Source organism: Pseudomonas sp. D5(2026) (assembly GCF_057766845.1).
In genome coordinates, this window is record NZ_CM173421.1 from 2230754 (window position 1) to 2256309 (window position 25556).

Consider the following 25556-nt stretch of genomic DNA (forward strand, 5'->3'; position numbering starts at 1 on the left):
TAAGGCGCTTCCACACAAGGACGATTCCATGGACCGCTCACTGCAACTCAACCGCATCAGCTGGGATGAGCGTGCCCCGTTGCACGCCGCTTCGAAGGACTACGAAGTCGAACGCCTGGTCCAGCAACACGGGCACTTGTCCGAAACCGTACGCTTCGACCTGCCACTGCTCGGCGACATCGACGGGCTTGAGACGGTCCATTTGCAGTGCCACATCGGTACCGACACCCTCTCGCTGGCGCGCCTTGGCGCCAAGGTTTGCGGCCTGGATTATTCCAAGGCTTCGCTGGCCGAGGCACAGGCATTGGCCGAGCGTTGCGCGCTGCCCATCCAGTATGTCGAGTCTGACGTCTATGCCGCCGACAAGGTGCTGCCGGCGGGTAATTTCGACCTGGTCTACACCGGTATTGGCGCGCTCTGCTGGCTGCCTCGCATCGAGCCGTGGGCGCGCACCGTCGCGGCACTGCTGAAACCAGGCGGGCGCCTGTTCCTTCGCGACGGGCACCCGATGCTGATGGCCGTCAACGAAGATCATCAGGACCGCCTGCAGCTCGAATATCCGTACTTTGAGCACGAATCGCCAACGGTGTGGCACACCGACCAGACCTACGTCGAAACCGATCAACGCCTGGCCCACACCGAAACCCACGAATGGAACCACGGCCTGGGTGAAGTGATCACCGCCTTGCTGGCCCACGGCCTGCAACTGACAGCGCTGGTCGAGCACCAGAGCATCCCTTGGGAGGCGCTGCCGGGGCAGATGGTCAGGGGCGAAGACGGTGAATATCGCCTGCGCGAGCAGCCTGCACGCCTGCCCCTGAGCTACACCTTGGTCGCCGTCAAAGCCTGATCAGGACAGGAAGCCACCGTCGACATTGAGCGTGGTGCCGGTGGTGTAACTGGAGGCATCGCTGGCCAGGTACAGCACCGCGCCCGCCATTTCCTTGGGGTCGGCAACGCGCTTGAGCGGGATCTGCTGCAAGGCGGCGTTGAGGATGGCTTCGTTCTTCACCAGTGCCGAAGCGAACTTGGTGTCGGTCAGCCCCGGCAGTAGCGCGTTGCAGCGAATACCGAACGGCGCACACTCCTTGGCGAACACCTTGGTCATGTTGATGACTGCCGCCTTGGTCACCGAATAGATGCCTTGGAACAGCCCGGGCGAAACACCGTTGATCGACGCCACGTTGATGATGCTACCGCCGCCGTTCTCACGCATCAGCTTGCCAGCCTCCACCGACATGAAGAAGTAGCCACGGATGTTCACGTCCACGGTCTTCTGGAACGCCCCTGGGTCAGTGTCCAGCACATTACAGAATTGCGGGTTGGTGGCAGCGTTGTTGACCAGCACATCCAGTCGCCCGAACTGTTCGCGAATGCCAGCGAACACCTGCTGAATCTGTTCCAGCTCACCAATGTGGCAGGCCACAGCCGTAGCCTTGCCGCCGGCCGCAATGATGGCATCGGCCACCTGCTGGCACCCTTCAAGCTTGCGGCTGGAAACGATCACATGGGCCCCTTGTTGCGCGAGCAAGTGGGCGATGGCCTCGCCGATGCCTCGGCTGGCGCCGGAAACAAAGGCAATCTTGCCGTCGAGGTCGAACAGGTGGGTCTTGGACATGCTGTTTTCCTTGTTATCCGTCGTCGTGGGCTGTGCTCAGAAGCTGGATTTGGCGATGACCTGCAAGGTCATTTGTTCCAGCAAACGGTTCATGTGAATGAACTGGGCGAAACGCTTGTCCTGAGTCTGGCCGTGGTAGTAGCGGTAGTAGATTTGCTGAACGATCCCTGCCAGGCGGAACAGGCCATAGCAATAGTAGTAATCGAAGTTGTCCAGACGGATGCCGGCGCGCTCGGCGTAGTAATCGACGAACTGGCGGCGGCTGAGCATGCCCGGCGCGTTGCTTGGCTGGCGGCGCATCAGTTGCACTGGCGCCGGGTCGCCGGCTTCGATCCAGTAGGCCAGGCAGTTGCCCAGGTCCATGAGTGGGTCGCCCAGGGTGGCCATCTCCCAGTCCAGCACACCGATGATGCGCATGGGGTTGTCAGCATCCAGGATCACGTTGTCGAAACGGTAGTCGTTGTGCACGATGCCTGGGCGCGGGTGGTCGGCGGGCATTTTTTCGTGCAGCCAGGCGGTTACCTTTTCCCAGCGTGGCGCATCCGGTGTCAGGGCTTTTTCATAACGGCTGACCCAGCCCTCGATCTGGCGCTGCACGTAGCCCTCTGGCTTGCCCAGGTCGGCCAGGCCGCAGGCGTTGTAGTCCACCTGGTGCAGCTCGACCAGGCGGTCGATGAAGCTTTTGCACAGGGCTTCGGTCCGGCTGGCGTCCAGGTTCAGTTCGGCCGGGATGTCCGAGCGCAGGATGATGCCCTTGACCCTTTCCATCACATAGAATTCGCCGCCGATCAGGCGGGTGTCAGTGCAGTGTGCGTAGGCCTTGGGGCAATAGGGGAAGCCGCTGTTGAGCTGGTTGAGGATGCGGAACTCGCGCCCCATGTCATGGGCCGACTTGGCCTTTTGACCGAAGGGGGGGCGGCGCAGTACGAAGTCGCGGTCCGGGTAGCTGACCAGATAAGTGAGGTTGGAAGCGCCGCCAGGGAACTGGCTGATGCTCGGCAGGCCGTGCAGGCCGGGGATATTGGCTTTGAAGTAAGGGTCGATGACGGCCGCGTCGAGTTCTTCGCCGGGGCGTACCTGGGTGGACTGGTCGGTGAGCGTCATGCGTCTTCCTTATTCTCGATAGCAAGTACTATTGGGTAATCTAATGGTCCGCCAGGGTTGGAACAATCGTCCCATGTGCCAAATAGGTGAGGGTGTTGCTGGTGGATCACTGCACCGAATGCAGGGCAAAAAAAACCGAAGCCGTCAGGCTTCGGTTTTTCGATCATCCGGTATTCCCAGCCCTCAGGACGGGAACAGCTCGCTGAGTTTCATCGACAGCATCATGTCGCCCTCAACCCGCAGCTTGCCACCCATGAAGGCCTGCATGCCGTCGGTTTCGCCGCTGACGATACCCTTCAGCGTTTCGGCGTCCATCACCAGGGTGCAGTTGGCATCCGGGTTTTCGCCTTCCTGCAGGTCGCAGGTGCCGTCCTTGACGATCAGCGCGTAGTGCTTGTCTTCGTCGGTGATGTTGAAGCCGAACACCAGGTCCAGGCCGGCGGCAGCGGATGGGTTGAATTTCTCTTGCATCTTTTTGACGGCATCAGCTACGGAGGTCATGGCGCATTCCTTATAGAGTGATTTACACGTCCCCGCAGGGACACAACAAGCCGGGCTTATCGGTAGGTGACAAGCTCCGGCGCCCTCAACAGCTGCACATGGGCCTGGCTGTTGAAGGAAGCCAGTGCCACGTCGCGGCCGCGAAACTTCAACTGGCTGAGCGACGTGTTGATGATCTGCCAGTTCAGCGCGAACGCCTGGCTGGGGGTAATACCGGTAACCAGGTGGAGCAGGGCGGCAATGGTGCCACCCGAGGTGAAGATAGCAACATGATCGCCGCTGCCGGCGGTGTCCAGCACGCGTTGCAGGCCCCCTTGTACGCGTGACGTAAACGAATGCCAGGTTTCCAGGCCATTATCGGCATGCTCGCCATCGTGCCAGCGCTGCACCATCAACGCGAACAGACGCTGAAACTCGCTGCGGTGCTGTGCGGCATTGCGCAGCACATGCAGGGCATCGGGCTCTTCCGGCAGCAGGTCGGGCAACAGGGCACGGATCACACCGTCGGCATCGAACTCATTGAATGCCGCGTCGGTCTCAACCGCCGGCACCGGGCAGCCATTGGCGTGCAGCGCCTGCAGCGCCAGCCGCGCGGTATCCTGCTGGCGGCGCAGGTCGCCAGCCACGCAGCGGTCCAGCCGCACGCCCAACTGGGCCAGGTGTTCACCCAGAGCCTGGCTCTGGCGCACGCCCACGGGCGAGAGGACGTCGTAGTCATCGGCACCGAAGGAGGCTTGGCCATGTCGAATCAGGTAGAGATTGCCCACGAAAGGTTCCGGCCTGTTGGAGGTTGCTGCGAGGTTAGGATGCGGCTCACGGGCTGTCAACGAAAAAACATACAAGCGTTTGAAAAGGTTGTTTGAAAGGTGTTGCCAGCGTTTACACCCGCTGGCAGCACCACAGACGCAACGGTATGCTTGCAACAGTGACGCGCCGTAGTGGCGCAGGTATTTAAGGAGTCAACGTGGAGTTTCTTGCCGAATACGCAAGCTTTCTCGCCAAAACCGCCACCCTGGTCATCGCCATACTGGTGGTGCTGTCGGCCATCGCCGGGCTGCGTGGCAAAGGTCGGCGCAAATCAGGCGGGCAATTACAGGTCACCCGGCTGAACGATTTTTACAAGGACCTGCGTGAGCGTCTGGAGTCCGGCCTGCTCGACAAGGCCCAGCTCAAGGCCCTGCGCAAGCAGCAGGCGAAGGCAGAAAAGCAGCAGAAGAAGGGCAAGGCCGAGGACACGAGCCGGGTATTCGTGCTGGACTTCGATGGCGACATCAAAGCCTCGGCCACCGAAAGCCTGCGCAACGAAATCACCGCACTGCTGACGCTCGCCACCGCGCGTGACGAAGTGGTACTGCGCCTGGAAAGCGGCGGTGGCCTTGTGCACAGTTACGGCTTGGCTGCATCGCAACTGGCGCGTATTCGTCAGGCGGGCATCCCGTTGACCGTGTGCATCGACAAGGTGGCTGCCAGCGGTGGGTACATGATGGCCTGCATCGGCGAGAAGATCGTCAGTGCCCCATTCGCCGTACTGGGGTCTATTGGCGTGGTGGCGCAGTTGCCCAACGTCAACCGCCTGCTGAAAAAGCACGACATCGACTTCGAAGTACTGACTGCTGGCGAGTACAAGCGCACCCTGACCGTCTTTGGCGAAAACACCGAGAAGGGCCGGGAGAAGTTTCAGGAAGACCTGGACATCACTCACCAGTTGTTCAAGGATTTCGTCTCCCGCTATCGTCCGCAGTTGCACATCGACGAAGTGGCCACTGGCGAAGTCTGGCTGGGCGTGGCCGCCTTGAATCGCAAGCTGGTTGACGAGTTGCAGACCAGTGACGAGTACCTGAGCGAACGCGCACGCAACGCCAACCTGTTCCACTTGCACTATGCCGAACGCAAGAGCCTGCAGGAGCGTATTGGCATGGCCGCCAGCGGTACTGTGGAGAACGCGGTGGTAGGCTTGTGGAGTAAACTCAGCCGCCTGCGCTAACACCTTGAACCCGTTGAAATTTTTTTTCGTTCAGGGGGTTGCAAGGTTAAAGGAATGAAGACATAATGGCGCCCATCGAAACGCAGCAAGCTTTGAAAAAGGTTCAGCGTTTCAAGGAGATAGCAAAGCGCAAGCAGCTAGATCCGACCTTTGAGGCCGAGTAGCAAAGTGGTTATGCTCCGGATTGCAAATCCGTCTACGCCGGTTCGATTCCGACCTCGGCCTCCACCATTCGAAAGCCCCGCAGATTAACGTCTGCGGGGTTTTTCTTTGTGGGACGAAAAAAACCACGAGTTCCGAAACTTTCGGGGTGGAGTTCTGAAACTTCAGCCTTTCGAGGGCTTTGCGATCTCCCTCTTTCGAGTGGCCCGGCAGTACGCTTGCCTCGCTAAGGTCGTTGATCTCTGATGCGGCCTTCGGTCGGATATCGCGGAACTGGATGAAGAACGGCGAAAGGTGCTGGCTGGTGTGTCGCGTAACCTTATCGAGCAGCAGGCTTAGGTTGTTCCTCACTCCGTTCATTTCCAGGACCATCCTCAGTCGCTTACCGGTCTTACCCCGAGGTTTCGATTAGTGATTGGGTGATTGCTGAGCGTGGTGAGGCGGCAGAAACCCTGTCGTTCTCCTACGTCAGCGGCCCTTACCAGGCTCGGCGCCTGGCCAACATTGAGTTGCGCCGCCGGGCCTGTGGAACGCAACGAGGCCGATTGTCTTAGAACTTGAAGCCATCATGAGAAAACGAGTTCAGTTCTGTGCGTTCAAAAATAATGAGAACAGCTCGGACTGAGATTTAATGCCGAGTTTGCTGTACATGTGCTTGCGATGGACCTTCACAGTCTCTGCGGAAATCGCCAGCTTGCGCGCGATCTCCTTGTTCGAGCAGCCGCTAAGCATAAGCCGGCCAACTTCCAGTTCACGGGCGGAAAGCGGCGTATCCAACTGCTGGTCAGTAGAGTCCAGCCAGCTCTGCCAGCTGGGTGCCGGCGACGTGTTCTGCTCCAGCGCTTCCCGCTCGAATGCCATGCGCTGACGCATCAGGGCGGCAACCCAGGACTGGATGAGAGTGAGTAGGGCGGTCTGCTCTGCACTGAAGAGACACTCACTTCCCAGCGAGAGGCTGAGGGTGCGCTCCGTGTCGAGCTGGACGTTGATATGTGCTTCGTCGGCAACGACATTGAGGCGGAAGTAGCGCTGGTAATAGTCGGTTTGCTCGAAGCACTCCGGCGCCACGTCGGCTAGCCAAAACAAACCGCTCTGCGGTGCTTCCCGGTTGGCGAGATAAAAGGGGTCGAGCAGATACAGGCCTTTGAGGTAGTCCTGAAAAAGCGGATCTGGCCCGCCATCCTTGCCTGGGCATTCTGCGAGCACCTGCGGGCGACCATTGCTGAATATCAGCACGACCCAACTGTCCACCGGAATGTATCTATCCAGTTGACGCACCAGAGCCAGCCAGAAATTAGGGCGGTCAAGTGCCTCGATTAGTCTGCCGATGGCCTGGTGCCAAGCCATGTCCTGCAGTGTAATGCTCCCGTTTCTACCCATACGGGGTTACCCCATCGAAGTAATTACTTTCCGTTTTATGGCTCTCCATACTTCGTTTCAGCCCTGGCGGGTGCTGTTCAGTGTGGCGATTGAGCCAACATACACGTGAAAGGATCACCGATGAAGATTGAACTTGTACAACTCTCCGGTCGCGATGGCGATACCGCTTATAACCTGGAACGTACATTGCAGGCCATCGCTACCTGCGCCGTGGATACCGATCTGCTGATTTTTCCAGAGACCCAGCTGATGGGATTTGCCAGCGCCCAACAGCTCGCCGAAATCGCCGAGCCCGTTAACGGGCCGAGTGTGCAGGCCGTGCAACGCGCCGTACACGAACGAAACGTCTCAGCGGTGATTGGTCTGGCTGAGAACGACTCCGGCACCGTTTACAACACCTCCTTACTGGTCACCCCGCAAGGGATCGCATTGAGTTATCGCAAAACTCACCTTTGGCCGTCAGAGCGCGGATTGTTCCAACAAGGAGACCGCTATGTCACCGCACTGTGGAAGGGCATCCGTGTCGGTATCCTGATTTGCTACGACATTGAGTTTCCGGAAAGTGCTCGGGCGCTCGGCCAACTCGGCGCCGAGCTCATATTGGTCACTAACGGTAACATGGATCCTTACGGCCCTGTCCACCGCACTGCAATCATGGCTCGCGCTCAGGAAAACCAGGCATTCGCGGTGATGGTCAATCGGGTGGGCGACGGCGACGAAGGGCTCGTTTTTGCCGGCGGCAGCGCCGCTATCGATCCCTTCGGGCGCACGCTGTTCGAAGCGGGCCGCGCAGAGTGTCGGCAGGTGGTGGAATTAGATCTCGACCTGCTGCGCACCGCCCGCCACGAATATGAGTACCTCAGTGACCGCCGCCTGTTCCTGACCGGCGAGCAGAGTGAGCATGATGATAGTCGACGTGAACTCCTGATCCCCTGAATCAGTTGTGGGACGCAACTGCAACACAACGATTGTTCCGTCTTAACGCCTGTTTCGACCCTGCCACAACAGTAATTCACAAACTAGCAGGAGCAGTGCTCGTGTCTCTGGACTCAGCGCTAACGCTCCGGAGCATCCCCATGAAACGGATTCGTTACATGCAATTCGCGCTGGTCTCTCTGTTCAGTTTTGGCCTGGTTTGCGCCGAGGCCGGTGACGCTCAAAAGCCAAGTGTCCATATCTACAACTGGTATGACTACATTGCCCCGAACACGGTGAAAGACTTCCAGAAAGAAGCAGGCGTCAGCGCGGTGTACGACGTGTTCGACAACAGTGAGGTCATGCAAAGCAAACTGATGGCTGGCCGCAGTGGTTATGACGTTGTGGTTGCCAGTGCCGACCTGCTACCGAACCTGATCAAAGCCGGCGTGCTGAAAAGACTGGATCGCTCCAAGTTACCCAACTGGTCCCATCTCGATCCCGACGTCCTCGCCAAGTTGCAGAGCAATGATCCCGGAAACAGCTACGCTGCCCCTTATTTGTGGGGGACCACTGGCATCGGCTATGACGCGGACAAGGTTAAGTCACTACTCGGCCCCGATGCGCCAGTCAATTCCTGGGACTTGATTTTCAAGGAAGAAAATCTAGCCAAACTCCGTCAATGCGGTGTGGCCATGCTGGACGCGCCTGGCGAGGTTATTCCTATCGCACTGCACTACCTTGGACTGCCATACAACAGCCATAACCCGGACGATTACAAAAAAGCTCAGGAACTGCTGTTGAAGCTGCGCCCCCATATTGCCTACTTCGATTCTTCCAAGTTCATCTCTGATCTCGCCAATGGCAACGTCTGCGTTGTGCTGGGCTGGGCGGGCGGTGTCTCCGACGCGCAGAAAGCCTCCGAGCTGGCTGGCAACCATCGAAACCTTGTCTACAGCATTCCACGCGAAGGTGCCCCGGTGTGGGTGGAAAGTATGGTGCAGCTCAACGATGCGCCGAACCCGGAGCAAGGGTTGGCCTTCATCAACTACATGTTGCGCCCCGAAGTCATTGCTGAGTCATCCAACTACCTGAGCTATCCGAACGCGAACAAGGATGCCACTGCGCTTGTAGAGAAGAAGATCCGCGACAATCCTGGGGTGTATCCGTCCAAGGATGTGCTGTCCACGCTTTTTCCCCTGGAGCCACTGCCGCTGAAGCTGGAGCGCATTCGGACCCGTGCGTGGAACACAGTCAAGACAGGCAATTAATTGGCAGACCCGATTCTGCTGATGATTGACCAAACCCCAGTCATGAAACAAACCAAAACAAGAGCGAGAGATCATGAAAGACACGATGAAGCCACGTGCCCGTGACCTGAATATTCAGTTCGGCCAACTGCAACCCGGTCCCCTCAACGCCATCACCGATGTGCCGGGCGTTCGGGTCGGTCACAGCAATGTGCGAGGACGCACCGCCAACGGCCGCGACATCCTGACTGGGGTAACAATCATCGAGCCGCGTGTCGGTTCCACCAGCCAGCAACCGTGCTTTGCCGGCGTCCATGTGTTGAACGGCAACGGCGACGCAACCGGTCTGGAGTGGATTCGCGAAGCGGGTCTTTTGACCAGTCCCATCGCCTTCACCAACACCCACAGCCTGGGTGTGGTGCGCGATGCACTGATTGTGCTGGACCGTGAACAACAACCGGATGACGGCCGTATCTACTGGAACATGCCGGTGGTGCTGGAGACCTATGACGGGCTGCTCAACGACATCAACGGTTTTCATGTGAAGCACGAGCATGTGGCCGAAGCCCTGAGTAATGCTGTAATTGGGCCCGTTATCGAGGGCGCGGTCGGTGGTGGCAGCGGCATGATCTGCCACGAGTTCAAGGGCGGTATCGGCACTGCATCGCGGCGCCTGAGTAGCACTCAGGGCAGTTGGACTGTTGGCGCCATTGTCCAGGCGAACCACGGCATCCGTAACGAACTGCGCGTCGACGGCTATCCGGTGGGACGCTACATGGAACAGGCTGACTCCCCGTTCCTCAAGGCTTCGCTACCGCACCCGGGCATGGGTTCGATAGTCGTTTGCCTGGCCACCGATGCGCCGTTGCTGCCACACCAATGTACGCGCCTGGCACAACGCGCCAGCATCGGTCTCGCCCGCACCGGTGGAGGTAACGAAGACCACAGCGGTGACATTTTCGTCGCCTTCTCCACCGGTAATCATGTGCCGCCAGCAGCTTACGAAAGTAAGCGCGCGCCGACCACCGACAACCTTAGCATGGTCAACAACGACCATATCAGCGAGTTGTTTCTTGCCGCCACCGAAGCGGTGGAAGAAGCCATCATCAACGCCTTACTAGCCGCTGACACCGCCGAAGGCAACGGCCATGCAGTACCGGGACTGGATTGTGAGACGCTGCTCAAAGCCTTGCATCAGGCCGGCTGGCCGGGAGCGGCGAATGGTTAACTGATCTCTTCGCATGGCCGTCGGAGCTTCACGACAAGCGCTGAGTCTCTGGCGGGGCTGCTGAATAGCCGATTGTCCGATTCAGCTCACAGATGAGTCAGACGAATTTGCGTAAAACTGCACGTTCGCTATGGTGGCAATAAACCACCTGACTACAACTAAAGTCGTAGGAGCGCCTCATGAGAATACGCGGTGATGTTTTCTGGGCCTGGGCTGACCCGACGCTTCATCACCGAACTCACGACGAGACACTCGACGATGGGACATACATTGATGTCCAGACGCGACTGTCGCGGACAGGCAGAACGCAGATGTTCATCGGGGTGTACGCCCCTGGTGGCATGGCTATCCTTGAGGAGGCCTTCGATTCTCGCCCTGGCGAGTCGATGACCAGGGCGCTGGCGTGGGGCGTTGGCCGGGCCCGACGTGTCGCCGCTGAAGGTGTGCCTGCCGCAGGCTTTCTGGCTGCCTCGAAATAGCGGCCAGGCGCGCAGCGCCGGAGGGCAGGCGGCGACTTCCAACTGTCATCAGCGAAAACGCTGTGTCTTAAATCGCTGCGTCGCCACACTTCCAGCGATCCGGCAGAGTAGGCATCATCGGTCTGGCCCGTCATCCTCGCTGATCAGCGCCTCCTTTTCTGGATTTTTCATCAAGTAGCCGTCGATATAGTGCGCCGTGTTTTTCAAGGCCTGCGTCATGTTCGAGCATCAGCCTTCAGGTAAGGTGACACCGCAGATAAACTCATGCGTCCCCAGGCGGTGCGAGCCGAATTCCACCACGTAGCCATCTCCTCTGCGCTGCGCCTCTGCCATGGCCGTTTTCTGGTCGGCATAAACGTCGACGAAATGCCATGGATGTCGGTCTCTCAGGACCCCCCATCCGATGACCCAGCCTTCCCGTGAAGGGTCCGGCGGCAGGTTCTTCGCCAAGCTTCGAATGGACATACCTAGCTCCTCAATATGCACAGGCTCGCCGTTACAGGTTGAGCACTTTTCTTGAACCACAGCTTGCAGGCGTTGGTCTTCAGCATGAAGGATGGGTGAAATTTCCAGGTTTACTCATCAAATATTGAAATGTTCGCGGTCTATGGTTGAACGCAAGCCAATTCCAGCAGCAAGGGAGTCAGGAAATGGATTATTCCAGCATGGTTGAATCGTTGGACAAGATGTTGAAAGCCACGGCTGCAGCCAAAGGCTGTCTCCAGCCTTCAGATACAGAGTGTCCCCCATACCTGCGTAGCCACTCATCCGCGACGTCACCCATGGTTGATGGGGTGCCACTTTTGATCCAAAGCATGAATCCTCGGTCGAACTTGAATGCCGCCCCGCACTCGCTGAGCAGAAACTGACGAACCTTCTGCGTGCTACGGTAATGCTCGTCCAGTTGAGTGGTACGGGTAAACGGCCCAGCGTGCCAGTCGACGGTCATGGTCTGTTCCATTGACTATTGAAAAGGCAAAAGCCCGTAGGTGGTCCTCTACGGGCTTTGCGGTGGTTCCAAATTATCTCGGTCGGCCTGTCAGCCTTCGAACTGGATCACCATCCGGCCTTTGATCTTGCCCTCCAGCATCTCGTCAAAGATCTGGTTGATATCCTCGATCGGTCGCAGCGTCACCTTGGGCACCACTTTGCCTTCAGCGGCAAACTGGAAGGCTTCCTGCAGGTCCTGGCGTGTACCCACCAGCGAGCCCACCACTTCGATGCCATCAAGCACCAAGCGGGGAATATTCAGGTCCATGGACTCCGACGGAAGCCCGACGGCCACCAGTCGCCCGCCAGCGCGCAAGGCATCGACGGCTGAGTTGAACGCGCCTTTGGCCACAGCAGTAACGACGGCAGCATGTGCGCCGCCGGTTTTGGCCTGGATGACCTTCGCAGCATCTTCGTTGAGCGGGTTGACCACCAGATCCGCGCCCATCTCGCTGGCGAAGCGCAGTTGCTCTTCGTTGACGTCGATGGCGATGACTTTGGCGTTGAACACATTCTTGGCATATTGCAGGGCCAGGTTGCCCAAGCCGCCGAGCCCGTAGATGGCGATCCATTGGCCGGGGCGGACGTTGGAGATTTTCACTGCCTTGTAGGTCGTGACGCCGGCGCAGGTAATGCTGCTGGCGGCAGCGGAGTCGAGGCCGTCGGGCACTTTAACCGAGTAGTCGGCCTTGACGATGCAGGCCTCGGCCATGCCGCCGTCCACGGTGTAACCGGAATTCTTCACGTCGCGGCACAGGGTTTCGTTGCCGCTGTTGCAATATTCGCAATGTCCGCAACCCTGGTAGAACCAGGCAACGCTGGCTCGGTCGCCTGGCTTGAGCGAGGTGACGCCCGGGCCAACTTCCTGGACCACGCCAATACCTTCGTGGCCCAGTACTACACCGGTCTTGTCACCAAAGTCGCCATTTTTCACGTGCAGGTCGGTGTGGCACACACCGCAGCACTGCATCTTCAGCAGCGCTTCGCCGTGTTCGAGAGGGCGCAGGGTTTTCTCTACCACGTCCACGCGACGGCCTGGTGCAACGACAGCAGCTTTCATAAGAGCCTCCGTGTCTATCCGATGTGAGCTTGGGGTATCGCCGGGACAGCATAGACCTTGCCTGCCCAGGCAAAACTGCTTCAGGTCATGGTCGTGGTGGACGCGCCCATAAAATGCCTGCGTATGCCTGACTGGCATGTGCGGAAAAAAGAAAAGCCCGCGGCAATGATGCGGCGGGCTGCAAGAACGTACGGAGCAGGGTCAGTGTGCCAATCCGGATGTCGGCATTTCGTGAAGAACCATAAAAAAGCCCGCCATGAAAGGCGGGCAAAAGACGTTTGAAGGGAGAGCTTGCAGGCTGCGCCGTGCCGGTTAACCCAGGATTAAGCGACAACGCATTGACCCGGCACCCTGATCAGCCTATACAGGCCTGCCATTATCCCAGGAGCCAGCATGCGCGACGAAGACGACCTGCACGAACCCGAGCACGATCACCTGCTCGACCACGAATTCCTCTACGACGACGTGGCGCCCGAGGCAGATGCCCAGGGCGCCGAGGATGAAGTGGAGGAGGACGAAGAAACGCTGGACGACCTCGATGACGAAGAGCGCGATCACCCAGCCTGGTTCGACGATTGCGACGACTGACTCAGCGACCATCCACCGAGAACCGGCCGGGCCCGCTTACCGCCAGCAACAGCAGGCCGCCCATGATGCTGAGGTTTTTCAGAAACTGGGTCATGTTGGCGCTGCGCTCGGGGTCGACCATGTTCCAGAACGGGTGGCCAAGCAACGCGGTGCCCAGCACGAACAGTGCGAACAGGAACGCCAGCGGTCGCGTGTAGAAACCGAGGATCAACAGGATTGCGACGACAAACTCCATAATGACGGCAATCCCTGCCGCCAGCATCGGTGCAGGGGCGCCGAGTGAGGTCATATAGCCTACCGTGCCATCGAAGCCGGTCAGCTTGGCCCAGCCGGACAAGACGAACAGGATCATCAGCAGTATGCGGGCGATCAGGATAATAATGTCGCGTTGACCATCGAACAGGGAGTAGCGCATGGCGGCGTTCCAGTGGACGAGTACAAGCTCCACTTTAGCAGCTGCGCAAGACATTGCCGTCAGGCAGCAAAAAGGCGCCGCAAGGGCGCCTTTTCAACGAAGTTTGGTGCGAGTGGCGGGACTCGAACCCGCAAGGCTCACGCCGACAGATTTTAAGTCTGCTGTGTATACCAATTCCACCACACTCGCACGCTTGAAGGGGTCGCAACGACCAGCTCGCTTCTAAGCAGAAGGGCTTCGCAATCAAGCGCGCTTTATAACCCATTGTTATAGTTGAGTCAACTGCAGCACCTATGATCAACAGATAGAGGGGTCGATCAAACGGGCAATTGACACCTTGCCATCATCACGCAACTGTTGCCCGGTAAATGGCCCCGTGGGTGTTCCGCAATGACGCAGGGTGGAGTTGGCGAAGACATGGTGCGTCCACGGTTGTTCTGGCGGCTGCTGTTCGCGCAGGTGCTCGTGCTGGGTGCTTTTCTTTACATCAGCCTGATCAGCCTGGGCGGGTATCTGCTGTTGCTGGGCTTCGATGCAGAGCACTCACAGCAGCAGCGTATGTTGGCCCTGGCCGGCGGTGGTATGATCATGCTGCTTAGCCTGTGGTTGCTGAAAGTGGCCATGCCACGGCGCATCGGCCCGGTGCTGTCCGAGCCGGAACGCTGACTGCCTGTAGTGGTTCAACTGTCTACTGGCAGACACTCCGGGCTACGTTCATTTCCTCCCTCCTGCTGTGCCAGTGGAGTTTGCATGGTTCCAGCTGACTGTCTCGAATCTCCCGTCATGCCTGCCCATCGTTATGAACAGCTGGTTCAGTCGGTGGTGGATTATGCCATCTACATGCTCGACCCCTCCGGCCATGTGGTGTCGTGGAACGCCGGCGCGCAACGGATCAAGGGTTACCGTGGCGATGAAGTGATCGGCAAGCACTTTTCGTTGTTCTTCACCCCACAGGATTGTGCGGATGGCCGCCCCGATCAGTTGCTGCGCCAGGCGCTGGAGCAGGGTGTGGCGCAGGACGAAGGCTGGCGGGTGCGCAAGGACGGCACGCAGTTCTGGGCCCTGGCTGCACTGGATGTGATCCGTGATGAAAATGGCCAGATCATAGGCCTGGCCAAGGTGACACGCGATATCACTGACCGTCGCGAGTCGGCGCTGCAGCTGGACGCAGTGCGCGCCCAGCTGTTCCAGGCGCAGAAGCTTGAAGCCCTCGGCCAGTTGACCGGTGGTCTGGCGCACGACTTCAACAACATGTTGACCATCATCATCAGCTCGGCGCGCCTGGCGCTGGCCACCCAGGACCCGGCACGCGCCCAGCGCATGTTGCAGCACATCCTCGATGCCAGCCAGCGCGGCACCGAACTGACCCAGCAACTGCTCAGCTTTGCCCGGCACCGCAAGCTCGATGTGGCCAGCGTTGCCCCTTCAGACTTGGTTACCGCTACGCGTGGCCTGCTTGAGCATGCTTTGCCAGGCTCAATTGACTTGGAGGTATTGCTGCAACCGGACCTGCCGCTGATCGAGGTGGATGCCGGGCAACTGCAGATGGTGTTGCTCAACCTGTTGTTCAATGCCCGTGACGCCATCGAGGGGCATGGCCGGATCAGCCTGACTGTCGATGTGGTCGAGCTGCTCGGCGAAGTTGAAGGGCTCAAGGGCAGCTTCGTGCGCTTCAAGGTGGAAGACAGCGGCGAAGGTATACCCACAGAAATACTGCCGCGTATCTTCGAGCCGTTTTTCACCACCAAGCCTTTTGGCAAGGGTACCGGCCTGGGGCTTAGCCAGGTCTATGGTTTCGCCCGGCAAAGCGGCGGCGCCATTTGTGTCGATAGCGAGCCTGGCCGGGGAACTTGCATGCAACTGTACTTGCCAATGTATCAGGACCAGACGGATAGCCCACTCGACAGGTAGACAACATGGCACAGGCACTGAAGCGACTGGTAACGGGGATCGACGGGCTCGACGCGTTGCTCAAGGGTGGCCTGGTAGCTGGCGCCTCCTACATTATCCAGGGGCCACCGGGGGCTGGTAAGACCATCCTCGCCAATCAGTTGGCCTGCGGCCATGTGCGGGGCGGTGGTCGGGTGCTGGTGGCCACCTTGCTGAGCGAGTCGCATGAACGCTTGTTCCAGTACCTGTCCACGCTGGACTTCTTCGATCCGGCGCTGGTCGGCGACCAAATCCAGTTCGTCAGTGCCTTTGATACCCTTGAGCAGGACGGGCTGGAAGCGGTGGTGCGGTTATTGCGCCAGGAAATCGCCCGGCAACAGGCCAGCCTGCTGATCGTCGACGGTGTGCTCAATGCCCGGGTACGTGCGGAAACGGCGCTGGACACCAAAAAGTTCGTCTCTGAACTGCAGGGGCATGCAGCCTTCGCCGGCTGCACCGTTCTGCTGTTGACCAGTGCCCGGCTGGACGAAGGCAGCCCGGAACACACCATGGTCGATGGCGTGATCGAACTGGGTGAGCAATTGGTGGGCAGCCGCGCCGTGCGCCATGTTCAGTTGCGCAAGACCCGTGGCAGTGGCGCGTTGTCGGGGCGTCACGAATGCCTTATCGATGAGTCCGGCATGCAGGTCTATCCTCGCCTGGAAGCCTTGTTCAGCCACCCCAGCCAGTTGGGCAGCGGCACCTTGGCGCGTGTCAGCAGTGGTGTGCCAGCCTTCGATGAAATGCTTGGCGGGGGGTTGGCCACTGGGTCAGTCAGCCTGTTGATGGGGCCTTCAGGAAGTGGCAAGACGTCATTGGGCCTGGCCTTTCTCGGTGCCAGCACCCCGCAGGCGCCGGGGTTGCATTTCGGTTTTTACGAAACGCCCGAACGTCTGCGCAGCAAGGCCGCTTCGCTCGGTTACGATTTTGCCGCGATGGAGCAGGGTGGTAGCTTGCAACTGTGCTGGCAGCCGACCACCGAGGGCTTGCTGGACCAGGTTGGCGCGCGGCTGCTGGAGCGTGTGGCGGCGCAGGGCAGCAAGCGCGTGGTGATCGATAGCCTTGGTGCATTCAGCCGGCTGGCAATTGACTCGACGCGGCTCAATGCGTTTTTCCGCGCGCTGGCGGGTGAGTTGCGCGCGCGCGATGTCAGTGTGATCCTGACCTGGGAGATGCGCGACATCTTCGGCGCGGAAATAAGCGCCCCCGCACCGGACCTGTCGAGTATCGTCGACAACCTTATGCTGATGCGCTTTGTCGAACTGGACTCGCAACTACGGCGCATGCTGTCGGTCCTCAAAGTACGTGACAGCCATCATGACCCGGCCTTGCACGAGCTGCTGATCGGGCCGCAAGGCATTACCTTGCGCAAGGCGTTCGAAGGTGCCTGTGGTGTGCTCTCGGGAACGCCGATGCCGCAGGGGAGCGGGTGACGGACGAGCTGATGAATACCATCCTGATTGTCGATGACGAATACCTGATCGCCGATATCCTCGGTTTTGCCCTTGAGGACGAAGGTTTTCTGGTGGAAAAGGCGAGCAATGGCTGCAAAGCACTGGAGGCGTTAAAGGAAAAACGCGTGCAGCTGGTGATTACCGACTACATGATGCCGCTACTCAACGGCGAGGAGCTGGCGCGTGCCATACGCGAGGACCCGGCGTTAAGCGAGTTGCCGGTCATCCTCATGAGCGGCGCGCAGGCCAGCCAAGGATGCCCGGCCCTGTTTGCCGCAATATTCGACAAGCCGTTCGACATGGATGAGATGATCGCCACTGTGCATCAGTTGCTGCGCACCTGAGACTGGCGGTCGAGCGCATCCATGCCCCTCGGGGGGAGGCTCAGTGGGAGTCTTCGTGCTTCTCCGGCGCCGGGCTACCGGCCTGGATGCGTTTGAAGATCTCTTCTCGATGGACCTGAACATCTTTCGGTGCATCGATACCAATCCTCACCTGCATCCCTTTGACGCCCAGAATGGTGACTTTGATGTCATCGTTGATGACGATGCTTTCGCCAACCTTACGGGTGAGTATCAGCATGTAGTTCTCCTTGGTGATATAAAAATCCGCAGGGCTAGTTGCCCCGGCGGCGGGAGCTTGTCCCTCTTCCTTCTCATTAAAGACGCTTTCGGCGGATATTAATTCCCCGACAGACAAATTCTGTTGCGTGTCTTCAGTTGCAGGTGCCAAAGCAAACCGTCAACGGTTTGTCGGCCAAGGCGCTCGCTGCCAAGAATAGGGGGGTTGGCGGCTAATGGGAAATTTCTTCGCATCATGGGCTGAATAGACAAGCTTAATGGTCCTCCTGTTCCTCGAGAGCCTGAAGAAACAACAGCAAGGCCACTTCCTCCGGGTCCAGGCCTTTGCGCACACGGTTTTTCGGCAAATTGGCCAGGCGCCCCAACGTATAGTGCTCCAGGACTGCCGGGTGGATGTAGCAGCGCCTGCACACTGCCGGCGTATTGCCCAGGCGCGTGGCTACCTGGCGGACTATCGCGGCGACCTGACGCTTGGCTTCACTCTCCGGCTCCCATGCCAAGGGCCTCAGCAGGTGCAATGCCAGGCTGCTGCCGGCCCAGGTACGATAGTCCTTGGCGGTGAAGTCGGCGCCGGTCAACTGCTGCAAAAACTGATTGACCTCGCTGGAGCCGACACTATGGCGCTGGCCGTTTTCATCCAGGTACTGAAACAGCGCCTGTCCAGGCAGTTCCATGCAGCTTTTGAGCAAGTTGGCCAGGCGCCGATCGTTGAGGGTGACGTTGTGTTCGACGCCGCGCTTGCCGCGGAACTGGAAGCGAATGTTGCTGCCTTTGACCTGCACATGGCGATTGCGCAGGGTGGTCAGTCCATACGACTTGTTATCGCGCAGGTAGCGCTGGTTGCCAATCCGAATCAGGGTGTGGTCCAGCAGGCTCACTACCAGCGCCATTACCTTTTCCCGGTCCAGCCCTGGCCGCGCCAGGTGAGCTTCCAGCTGTGCGCGCAGCTTTGGCAGGGCCTGAGCGAACGCAAGCATGCGCCCGTATTTGTGCTGGTCGCGCAGTTCGCGCCACTGCGCGTGGTAGCGGTACTGCTTGCGGCCACGCGCATCGCGGCCAGTGGCTTGCAGGTGGCCTTGCGGATCGGCGCAGATCCACACATCGGTGTAGGCCGGGGGAATCACCAGTGCGGCGATGCGCGAGAGGGTGTCGCTGTCGCGTACCCGTTGGCCATCGGCATCCAGATAGATGAAACGGTCGCGCCAGCGCCGACGGGTCAGGCCCGGCTGACTGTCGTCAACGTAGTGCAGGGTGCGTGGCAGGGGGCAGTCGGGCATGGGCTGCAGGCCTCGATCGGGTCACAGCTCAATGGACAATACGCGCGCGAAGGATGCTCAACCCAAAAGGGCCACCGACTTGATCTGGGCGAACAGTACCTGCCCTGTGTGCAAGCCGAGCTGGTCTGCCGAGAAGCGGGTGATGCGTGCAAGCAAGGCATTGCCCCCGGCATCCAGGCTGACCAGCACATGCGCCGGGTTGGCCGCCGGGCGGCTCTCGCGCACACGTACCGGCACGCGGTTGAGGATGCTCGATGCGCTGTCCGCCGCCAGTGCCAGGCTGACGTCCCGGGCCTGCACCTTGACGCGCAGGGTGCTGCCCATCACCTGTGCCGCGTGGGTGATGCGCAGCAGCGGCCCGCTGCTGCCAGGCAGGCGCAGGTCAAGCAGGCCGTAGTGCGAGTCGTGCCCTACCACCATACCCTCGAACACTACCCCGGCATCGTCGCCCTGGGCCAGCGACAGGTCGAGGCGAGCCAGGGTTTCGCCGATCGGGCCGCTGGCGATCGCCCGGCCTTGTTCCAGCAACACCAGGTGGTCGGCCAGCCGCGCGACTTCATCCTGGGCGTGACTGACATAAATCAGCGGGATGTCCAGTTCGTCATGCAGGCGCTCCAGGAAGGGCAGTATCTCGCGCTTGCGCGGGCCGTCGAGGGCTGCCAGCGGCTCGTCCATCAACAACAACCGTGGGCTGCTGAGCAGGGCGCGGGCAATACCCACCCGCTGCGCCTCGCCACCAGACAGGGTTGCCGGGCGGCGGTCCAGCAAGTGGCCGATACCCAGCAGTTGGCAAGCCTGGTCGAGGCTGACCTTGCGTTCAGCGGGCGCTACCCGGCGCCAGCCGAACGCAAGGTTGCCGCGCACCGACAGGTGTGGGAACAGGCTGGCCTCCTGGAACACATAGCCCACCGGACGCAGGTGCGGTGCCTGGAAGTGGCCACGGGTGCTGTCTTCCCAGACTTCGCCGTTGACCTCGATATAGGCGCTGGCGGCCCGTTCCAGCCCGGCCAGGCAGCGCAGGCAGCTGGTCTTGCCGGAGCCAGAATGGCCGAACAGCGCGCTGATGCCGCGCCCGGGCAGGTGCAGGTCGACGTCCAGGGTAAAGTCGTCGCGCGCCAGTTTCAGGCGCGCCACAATCGATGCGGTCATTTCAGCTCCAGCCAGTTTTGCCGCGGCGTCCAGCGTACAGCAGAAGTAGCACCAGGAAAGAGAACACCAGCATGGCACCGGCCAGCCAGTGGGCTTGCGAGTACTCCATGGCTTCGACGTGATCGAAAATTTGCACTGAAACCACGCGGGTCTTGTCGGGGATGTTGCCACCGATCATCAGTACGACGCCAAACTCGCCGACCGTGTGGGCAAAGCCGAGGATGCTGGCAGTGACGAAACCAGGGCGGGCCAGCGGCAGCACCACATGAACGAAAGTGTCCCATGGGCTGGCGCGCAGGGTGGCGGCGACTTCCAGGGGCCGCTGGCCGATTGCGCCAAAGGCATTCTGCAGTGGTTGTACCACGAACGGCAGGGAGTACACCGTCGAGCCAATCACCAGGCCTGTGAAGCTGAACACCACAGTGCCCAGGCCCAGCGCCTGGGTGGCCTGCCCGAGCCAGCCGTGCGGGCCAAGGGCGATCAACAGGTAAAAGCCGATCACCGTAGGTGGCAGTACCAGCGGCAGTGCCACTACCGCACCCACCGGCCCGCGCAGCCATGAGCGCGTGCGCGCGAGCCACCAGGCGACGGGTGTGCCGATAACCAGCAGGATCAGGGTGGTCAGGCTGGCCAGTTTTACGGTCAGCCAGATGGCACCCAGGTCACTGGCATCCAGTGGCATCAGCGTTCATAACCATAGGATTTGATCACCGCTTCGGCTTTGGGGCCTTTGAGGTATTCGACCAGTGCCTTGGCGGCCGCATTGTCCTTGCCTTTGCTGAGGATGACAGCGTCCTGGCGGATCGGGTCGTGCAGGTCGGACGGCACGATCCAGGCCGAGCCATTGGCCACCTTGCCATCCCTGTAGATCTGCGACAGGGCGACGAAGCCCAGCTCGGCGTTGCCGGTGGAGACGAACTGGAAGGCCTGGGTGATGTTCTGGCCTTCGACGATCTTGCCTTTGGTGGCCTCGGTGAGCTTCAGCCTGTCCAGTACCTGCGTGGCGGCCAGGCCGTAAGGAGCAGCTTTCGGGTTGGCGATGGACAGGTGTTTATATGCGTTCTTCTTCAGCACTTCACCCTTGGCGTCTACGTAGCCTTCCTTCGCAGACCACAGGGCCAGGGTGCCGATGGCGTAGGTAAAGCGCGAACCGGGTACGGTTTCCTTTTCTGCTTCAAGCTTCTTGGGGGTGGTGTCGTCAGCGGCGAGGAACACGTCGAACGGAGCACCATGCTTGATCTGCGCATAGAACTGCCCGGTGGCGCCATAGGCCGCGACCAGTTTGTGGCCAGTGTCTTTTTCGAAGGCCTTGGCGATGGCCTGGACAGGAGCTGTGAAGTTGGCTGCGACCGCGACCTGGACTTCGTCGGCCCAGGCCGTGTTGAAGGCCAGCAGGCTGAGCAGGGCTGTGAAGGTCAACTGGGGTGAGCGCAAGCGCATGAAGACAGATCCTTGAGGTTATCGTTATAGCCATAACTATATAGCGATAAACCAGTTGCCGTGAAGAGGCCTGGCCTGCCTGTCAGAATGCCTGGTGACCGATCACTGCCAGTGCCTTCCCGGCGATCTCCCGGGTCAGCTCACCTGCTGGCATGTGCCGCCCCAGCCGCAATGCCTGCCCCGACCAAAGATTACTGAAGTCACTATTACCCTGCGGGTCGGTGATCGCCCGTAAAGGCATCAATGCCCCACCCGCCAGCGGAAAGCGCGGTGCAAGTTCGCTCATCGGCCCTAGCTCGCGCATGATGCGATTGTTGATGCCGCGCGCCGGGCGGCCGGTAAACAGGTTGGTCAGCGCGGTGTCGCTGGCAGGCGCGCTGTCCAGCGCCCGGCGATGCGCTTGCGACACCTTGGCCTCGGGGCAGAACAGGTAAGCCGTGCCGATCTGCACTGCCGAGGCGCCCAGGGCCAGTGCCGCCAACAGCCCGCGGTGGTCGCCGATACCACCGGCGGCAATCACCGGTACGCCGACGGCATCGGCCACCTGCGGTACCAGAGCGAAGGTGCCTATCTGGCTGGTGATGTCATCGCTGAGGAACATGCCGCGATGGCCACCGGCTTCATAACCCATGGCGATGATCGCGTCGCAGCCATTGCGCTCCAGCCAGACCGCTTCTTCCACGGTCGTGGCGCTGGACAGTACCTTGGCACCGCTGGCCTTTACCCGCTGCAGCAGCTCCGCCTTGGGCAGACCGAAGTGGAAGCTCACCACCTCCGGGCGCAAGGCTTCGACCAGTTGGCAGCTCTGCTCGTCGAAAGGCGCGCGGTTGGACACCGGGGTGGGCGCTGCGAAATCGGCGCCCACTTCGCTGTAATAGGGCTCAAGTGCCTGCTTCCAGCGTGCATCGCGTTCGGCATCGGGCGCTGGTGGCTGGTGGCAGAAGAAGTTCAGGTTCAACGGGTGCCCCGGGCAGCCAGCGCGGAATGCGGCGATCTCGGCGCGCACCTGTTCGCCGCTGAGCATGGCGCAGGGCAGGGCGCCCAGGCCACCTGCCAGGCCCACGGCAATGGCCATGGCTGAGCCGGTGGCCCCCGCCATGGGGGCCTGCAGAATGGGCAGCTCGATGCCCAGCAGGTCGAGGATACGGCGGTCGGGCCAATGGCTCATGCGATTCTCCTTGCGTGGGGCGAGCGGTGCGGCGGGGGCTTGCGGAGAGTCTTACAGGGCCTTGCTGACCTGAATGTCGCTGATTTTGTCGGCGTCTTCGCCGTGGATCTTGCGCAGGGCCTCGAGGGCTTGCTCTTGCGAGGCATCGGGCATCAACGCGAAATCCCAGCGACGCTGGCCGTCGAGCTTGTATTTGATGACGTACTTGATGGTCTGGGTCATGGTGGCCTTATCTGAGTTTCGACGACGAGCGACGGATAATCTTGATCTTGTGGGTCAGGGTTGGCTTGCGGGTGACCGAGATCGGGCGAGTGGTCACGGTATCGATGGTGATGTTCCAGAAGCCGGTGCTGGGTACGGTTATCTTTGCCGGAAACTTCTCGAAATGGCCGCCGTGGTAAGTATGACGGCCGCCGTTCTTGAAGCTGCGGAAGTTGGCGTCGTTCATCAGGCGGATATTGCAGCGCTGGGAGCACTCGATGACGACGATATCGTCCTCGTTGAGGTGCTCGCGCTGGTGTACGAATTTCATGTGATGCTCCGCAAGGTTTGGATCTGCAAAAGCAAAAGATACCACGATGTGCCGTTACACTGCCGCGCTGATCACCAGGCGTGGATAATTCTGCCAAAGCAGGGAGCAAAACCGCCTGGATGTGGTCGAAGCGAATTCTTGAAGGCAGAGGTGCTGCAAATGAAGTGGATGGTGGCGGCGTTGTCGGTGGCGCTGGGTGGCTGCGTGAGTGTCGCGGAGCTGGAACAATCGCATGAAACGCTGGATGTGATCTCTGGCAAGAGCCCGCGTGCCTATGCCGATTGCGTAAAGCAGAAGCTGGCCGATACGCGTGACCCGCTGACCGAAGAGCAGCGTGGTGACGGTCTGCGGCTGATCGTACCGCAGAAAATCGCATCAAGTGCTGGCCCGGCGGCGCTGGTGGATATCGACAAGCGGGGCAGCGGCAGCAGCATCAAACTGCACGAGCGGCTGAATAACTTCCCACTGCGCCTTGGGGATGTGCGCACTGCCGCAACCGAATGCATCTCCGGAAGTTGATCTGAGGCAAAGGGTCTTCCTTTCTCTGCTTATATGTTTTAAGCCTAAACATATAACAAAAGAAAAGGAGATTCGTGATGACACCGTTGAGACGCGTGATGATCGGCAGCCTGCTGATCCTGATCTGGCCCACGGCACATGCCGCTGACGGTCAGAAGGTCTTCACCCAGGGGGGAGCCAACCCCGCTGCCATGGCCTGCCTTGGTTGCCATGGCCCGGATGGCAAGGGCATTGCCGCCGCCGGCTTTCCACGGTTGGCCGGGCTTCCGGCCGGTTACCTTGCCAAGCAGTTGCATGACTGGCGCAACGGCAGCCGCAAGCAGCCAGTGATGGAGCCCTTGGCCAAGGCCTTGAGCGACGATGAAATCAAGGCCGTCAGTACCTACCTGGCCAGCTTGCCGGCAGCGCCCGCTGGCGACCTGCGCCGGCAGCAGATTGCCAATGACCCTGCCACCCGCATGGCCCTGTACGGCGACTGGAGTCGGCAAATTCCTGGCTGCGTGCAATGCCATGGGCCGGGAGGCGGCGGAGTGGGCGAACACTTCCCGCCCTTGGCCGGCCAGCCCGCCAGTTACCTGGTGGCACAGCTCAACGCCTGGCGTGACGGCAGCCGCAGCAATGACCCCAATCAGCTGATGGTCGGCGTGGCCAAGGCCATGACCGATGAGGAGGTCAAGGCCGTTGCCGAGTTCTTCGCTCGCCCCGCCAGCCAGGAGGTCACGCCATGAAAACCATGATTCCAGTCTTGTTGCTGCTGACCGTGGGCAGCGCCCAGGCCACGCCGATCGCCATGGAAGACCAGTCGCAGTTGAAGGTTCCCGCTGTGCAGGCGGCACCGCAGTTCGTGCCGCCCGCAGAGAGTGAATTGCCCGATAATGCCTTTGGCAAGATGGTGCGTGAAGGCCATGCCTTGTTTGTCGATACCCGCCGATTGATGCCCGAGGCTGTGGGCAATGGCATGAACTGCAGTAACTGCCACCTCGATCAGGGGCGGTTGGCGCATTCGGCGCCGCTGTGGGGCGCCTACCCGATGTACCCGGCGTATCGCAAGAAAAATGACAAGGTCAACACCTTCGCCGAGCGTATCCAGGGGTGTTTCCAGTTCAGTATGAACGGCAAGCCACCGGCCGCTGACAGCCCGCAGATGACGGCATTGGCAGTGTATTCATACTGGCTGTCGACCAAGGCACCGACCGGTGTGGAGATTGCCGGACGTGGTTATCCGGAGGTGGCACAACCCAAGGGCGGTTATGACTTCAAGCGCGGCCAGCAGGTTTACCGCGAACAATGCGCGATTTGCCATGGCGATAACGGTGAAGGGCAAAAGGTCGCAGGCGAGTACGTAATGCCGCCGCTTTGGGGCAAGGACTCCTATAACTGGGGGGCTGGCATGCACCGCATCAACACCGCTGCGTCGTTCATCAAGTACAACATGCCGTTGGGCAAGCCAGGCAGCCTAAGCGACCAGCAGGCCTGGGACGTGGCGGCGTGGATCAACCGCCACGAGCGGCCACAGGACCCGCGGCTGGTGGAGGGATCCATCGAGAAAACGCGGGTGAAGTTTCATGCCAATGATGGGGTGAACCTGTATGGTCAGCAGGTTGATGGGGTGCTGATCGGACAAGGGACGGGGAGTTGATGTAAGCCGGTGGCGGCCTTTTCGCCGGTGAACCCGTCGACGAGGCCGCCTCAGGCACGCTGATTTGCCTGTCATCCAACGGTCATGTATGACAGCAATATTCACGATCCCCCGGAACTATCTACACTGGGATATCTCTATGATGGCAATGGTCGTTATCGGGGGCATTGTAAGGTGACCGCCGCCTGATTAGA

At 60.1% G+C, this 25556-nt stretch carries 30 protein-coding genes, 2 tRNA genes and 1 pseudogene; 15 read left to right on the forward strand and 18 right to left on the reverse strand.

Translation table 11 applies throughout. From position 1 onward, the window contains the following. Positions 1 to 28: 28 nt before the first annotated feature. Complete coding sequence (locus AC3B5Q_RS10145) at positions 29 to 850, forward strand: class I SAM-dependent methyltransferase (RefSeq protein WP_488393071.1); 822 nt, start codon at positions 29 to 31, stop codon at positions 848 to 850. On the opposite strand, the gene AC3B5Q_RS10150 is transcribed toward AC3B5Q_RS10145, so the two are convergent. The 4 genes from AC3B5Q_RS10150 to AC3B5Q_RS10165 form a co-directional block, all read right to left on the reverse strand. After that, on the reverse strand, positions 851 to 1618 hold the full coding sequence (locus AC3B5Q_RS10150; protein ID WP_021782185.1) for an SDR family oxidoreductase: 768 nt from the start codon (positions 1616 to 1618) through the stop codon (positions 851 to 853). A gap of 36 nt (positions 1619 to 1654) precedes the next feature. Further along, entirely contained in the window at positions 1655 to 2722 is a 1068-nt protein-coding gene (locus AC3B5Q_RS10155; protein ID WP_021782186.1) for a phosphotransferase family protein, read from the reverse strand. 183 nt (positions 2723 to 2905) lie between these two features. Then, on the reverse strand, positions 2906 to 3223 hold the full coding sequence (locus tag AC3B5Q_RS10160; RefSeq protein WP_003251077.1) for an SCP2 sterol-binding domain-containing protein: 318 nt from the start codon (positions 3221 to 3223) through the stop codon (positions 2906 to 2908). 56 nt (positions 3224 to 3279) lie between these two features. After that, the gene (locus AC3B5Q_RS10165; protein ID WP_014756055.1) at positions 3280 to 3990 is read right to left on the reverse strand and encodes a histidine phosphatase family protein; all 711 of its coding nucleotides are present in this window, start codon (positions 3988 to 3990) and stop codon (positions 3280 to 3282) included. A 197-nt stretch (positions 3991 to 4187) separates the two neighbouring features. Between AC3B5Q_RS10165 and sohB the strand changes: the two genes are divergently transcribed. After that, the gene (gene sohB / locus AC3B5Q_RS10170; protein WP_103444670.1) at positions 4188 to 5207 is read left to right on the forward strand and encodes a protease SohB; all 1020 of its coding nucleotides are present in this window, start codon (positions 4188 to 4190) and stop codon (positions 5205 to 5207) included. 154 nt (positions 5208 to 5361) lie between these two features. Next, positions 5362 to 5435: transfer RNA gene (locus tag AC3B5Q_RS10175), tRNA-Cys, on the forward strand. 516 nt (positions 5436 to 5951) lie between these two features. On the opposite strand, the gene AC3B5Q_RS10180 is transcribed toward AC3B5Q_RS10175, so the two are convergent. Next, a complete protein-coding gene (locus AC3B5Q_RS10180; RefSeq protein ID WP_021784530.1) occupies positions 5952 to 6749 on the reverse strand; it encodes a helix-turn-helix transcriptional regulator in 798 nt (265 codons plus the stop codon). Positions 6750 to 6869: 120 nt separating this feature from the next. Here AC3B5Q_RS10180 and AC3B5Q_RS10185 point away from each other — a divergent pair, with 120 nt between their 5' ends. From AC3B5Q_RS10185 to AC3B5Q_RS10200, 4 genes are all read left to right on the forward strand, one after another. Further along, positions 6870 to 7685, forward strand: a complete 816-nt coding sequence (locus AC3B5Q_RS10185) for a carbon-nitrogen hydrolase family protein (protein WP_021784529.1) — start codon at positions 6870 to 6872, stop codon at positions 7683 to 7685. Positions 7686 to 7825: 140 nt separating this feature from the next. Further along, positions 7826 to 8935: a polyamine ABC transporter substrate-binding protein gene (locus AC3B5Q_RS10190; protein ID WP_274101793.1), complete on the forward strand. Its 1110-nt coding sequence runs from the start codon at positions 7826 to 7828 to the stop codon at positions 8933 to 8935. 85 nt (positions 8936 to 9020) lie between these two features. Continuing rightward, the gene (locus AC3B5Q_RS10195) at positions 9021 to 10142 is read left to right on the forward strand and encodes a DmpA family aminopeptidase (protein ID WP_028697658.1); all 1122 of its coding nucleotides are present in this window, start codon (positions 9021 to 9023) and stop codon (positions 10140 to 10142) included. A gap of 179 nt (positions 10143 to 10321) precedes the next feature. After that, on the forward strand, positions 10322 to 10621 hold the full coding sequence (locus AC3B5Q_RS10200) for a hypothetical protein (RefSeq protein WP_103462319.1): 300 nt from the start codon (positions 10322 to 10324) through the stop codon (positions 10619 to 10621). Between the two features lie 228 nt (positions 10622 to 10849). Here AC3B5Q_RS10200 and AC3B5Q_RS10205 read toward each other — a convergent pair whose 3' ends face one another. The 3 genes and pseudogenes from AC3B5Q_RS10205 to adhP all read right to left on the reverse strand — a co-directional run bounded on the left by AC3B5Q_RS10205 (position 10850) and on the right by adhP (position 12671). Then, a complete protein-coding gene (locus AC3B5Q_RS10205; RefSeq protein ID WP_003250935.1) occupies positions 10850 to 11086 on the reverse strand; it encodes a hypothetical protein in 237 nt (78 codons plus the stop codon). Between the two features lie 280 nt (positions 11087 to 11366). After that, positions 11367 to 11570, reverse strand: a pseudogene (locus AC3B5Q_RS10210) (DUF6434 domain-containing protein); the annotation flags it as partial. Positions 11571 to 11660: 90 nt separating this feature from the next. Further along, positions 11661 to 12671 (reverse strand): alcohol dehydrogenase AdhP, encoded by a 1011-nt coding sequence (gene adhP / locus AC3B5Q_RS10215; protein ID WP_047603476.1) that lies wholly within the window; start codon positions 12669 to 12671, stop codon positions 11661 to 11663. A gap of 393 nt (positions 12672 to 13064) precedes the next feature. Here adhP and AC3B5Q_RS10220 point away from each other — a divergent pair, with 393 nt between their 5' ends. Beyond that, on the forward strand, positions 13065 to 13259 hold the full coding sequence (locus tag AC3B5Q_RS10220) for a hypothetical protein (RefSeq protein WP_021784522.1): 195 nt from the start codon (positions 13065 to 13067) through the stop codon (positions 13257 to 13259). Position 13260: 1 nt separating this feature from the next. Here AC3B5Q_RS10220 and AC3B5Q_RS10225 read toward each other — a convergent pair whose 3' ends face one another. Together AC3B5Q_RS10225 and AC3B5Q_RS10230 are read right to left on the reverse strand one after the other, a co-directional pair. Continuing rightward, entirely contained in the window at positions 13261 to 13674 is a 414-nt protein-coding gene (locus tag AC3B5Q_RS10225) for a DoxX family protein (RefSeq protein WP_021784521.1), read from the reverse strand. A gap of 104 nt (positions 13675 to 13778) precedes the next feature. After that, positions 13779 to 13863 (reverse strand) — tRNA-Leu (locus tag AC3B5Q_RS10230). Positions 13864 to 14064: 201 nt separating this feature from the next. Here AC3B5Q_RS10230 and AC3B5Q_RS10235 point away from each other — a divergent pair. The 4 genes from AC3B5Q_RS10235 to AC3B5Q_RS10250 all read left to right on the forward strand — a co-directional run bounded on the left by AC3B5Q_RS10235 (position 14065) and on the right by AC3B5Q_RS10250 (position 17401). Beyond that, positions 14065 to 14340, forward strand: coding sequence for a hypothetical protein (locus tag AC3B5Q_RS10235; RefSeq protein WP_028697657.1), 276 nt, complete (start codon positions 14065 to 14067; stop codon positions 14338 to 14340). Between the two features lie 84 nt (positions 14341 to 14424). Continuing rightward, positions 14425 to 15585: a two-component system sensor histidine kinase NtrB gene (locus tag AC3B5Q_RS10240; RefSeq protein ID WP_021784259.1), complete on the forward strand. Its 1161-nt coding sequence runs from the start codon at positions 14425 to 14427 to the stop codon at positions 15583 to 15585. A gap of 5 nt (positions 15586 to 15590) precedes the next feature. Continuing rightward, the gene (locus AC3B5Q_RS10245; protein ID WP_103444197.1) at positions 15591 to 17036 is read left to right on the forward strand and encodes an ATPase domain-containing protein; all 1446 of its coding nucleotides are present in this window, start codon (positions 15591 to 15593) and stop codon (positions 17034 to 17036) included. An 11-nt stretch (positions 17037 to 17047) separates the two neighbouring features. Beyond that, a complete protein-coding gene (locus AC3B5Q_RS10250) occupies positions 17048 to 17401 on the forward strand; it encodes a response regulator (RefSeq protein ID WP_103444834.1) in 354 nt (117 codons plus the stop codon). A 40-nt stretch (positions 17402 to 17441) separates the two neighbouring features. On the opposite strand, the gene csrA is transcribed toward AC3B5Q_RS10250, so the two are convergent. The 8 genes from csrA to AC3B5Q_RS10290 all read right to left on the reverse strand — a co-directional run bounded on the left by csrA (position 17442) and on the right by AC3B5Q_RS10290 (position 23204). Further along, positions 17442 to 17639: a carbon storage regulator CsrA gene (csrA, locus tag AC3B5Q_RS10255; protein WP_012051904.1), complete on the reverse strand. Its 198-nt coding sequence runs from the start codon at positions 17637 to 17639 to the stop codon at positions 17442 to 17444. A gap of 253 nt (positions 17640 to 17892) precedes the next feature. Further along, positions 17893 to 18915: a DNA topoisomerase IB gene (locus tag AC3B5Q_RS10260; protein WP_103444198.1), complete on the reverse strand. Its 1023-nt coding sequence runs from the start codon at positions 18913 to 18915 to the stop codon at positions 17893 to 17895. Positions 18916 to 18972: 57 nt separating this feature from the next. Beyond that, positions 18973 to 20064 (reverse strand): molybdenum ABC transporter ATP-binding protein, encoded by a 1092-nt coding sequence (modC, locus tag AC3B5Q_RS10265; protein WP_103444199.1) that lies wholly within the window; start codon positions 20062 to 20064, stop codon positions 18973 to 18975. 1 nt (position 20065) lies between these two features. After that, entirely contained in the window at positions 20066 to 20746 is a 681-nt protein-coding gene (gene modB / locus AC3B5Q_RS10270; protein ID WP_103444200.1) for a molybdate ABC transporter permease subunit, read from the reverse strand. Beyond that, complete coding sequence (gene modA, locus AC3B5Q_RS10275) at positions 20746 to 21504, reverse strand: molybdate ABC transporter substrate-binding protein (protein WP_447781597.1); 759 nt, start codon at positions 21502 to 21504, stop codon at positions 20746 to 20748. The genes modB and modA overlap by 1 nt, the downstream gene beginning before the upstream one ends. An 82-nt stretch (positions 21505 to 21586) precedes the next feature. Then, on the reverse strand, positions 21587 to 22672 hold the full coding sequence (locus AC3B5Q_RS10280) for an NAD(P)H-dependent flavin oxidoreductase (RefSeq protein ID WP_392520166.1): 1086 nt from the start codon (positions 22670 to 22672) through the stop codon (positions 21587 to 21589). A 51-nt stretch (positions 22673 to 22723) separates the two neighbouring features. Next, a complete protein-coding gene (locus AC3B5Q_RS10285; RefSeq protein ID WP_021784251.1) occupies positions 22724 to 22894 on the reverse strand; it encodes a hypothetical protein in 171 nt (56 codons plus the stop codon). Between the two features lie 7 nt (positions 22895 to 22901). Next, positions 22902 to 23204: a DUF1883 domain-containing protein gene (locus tag AC3B5Q_RS10290; protein WP_003250918.1), complete on the reverse strand. Its 303-nt coding sequence runs from the start codon at positions 23202 to 23204 to the stop codon at positions 22902 to 22904. 159 nt (positions 23205 to 23363) lie between these two features. Here AC3B5Q_RS10290 and AC3B5Q_RS10295 point away from each other — a divergent pair, with 159 nt between their 5' ends. From AC3B5Q_RS10295 to AC3B5Q_RS10305, 3 genes are all read left to right on the forward strand, one after another. Next, positions 23364 to 23723 (forward strand): hypothetical protein, encoded by a 360-nt coding sequence (locus tag AC3B5Q_RS10295; protein ID WP_021784250.1) that lies wholly within the window; start codon positions 23364 to 23366, stop codon positions 23721 to 23723. Positions 23724 to 23800: 77 nt separating this feature from the next. Next, the gene (locus AC3B5Q_RS10300) at positions 23801 to 24451 is read left to right on the forward strand and encodes a c-type cytochrome (RefSeq protein WP_021784249.1); all 651 of its coding nucleotides are present in this window, start codon (positions 23801 to 23803) and stop codon (positions 24449 to 24451) included. Further along, positions 24448 to 25362, forward strand: a complete 915-nt coding sequence (locus AC3B5Q_RS10305) for a c-type cytochrome (RefSeq protein ID WP_021784248.1) — start codon at positions 24448 to 24450, stop codon at positions 25360 to 25362. The genes AC3B5Q_RS10300 and AC3B5Q_RS10305 overlap by 4 nt, the downstream gene beginning before the upstream one ends. Positions 25363 to 25556: the final 194 nt, after the last annotated feature.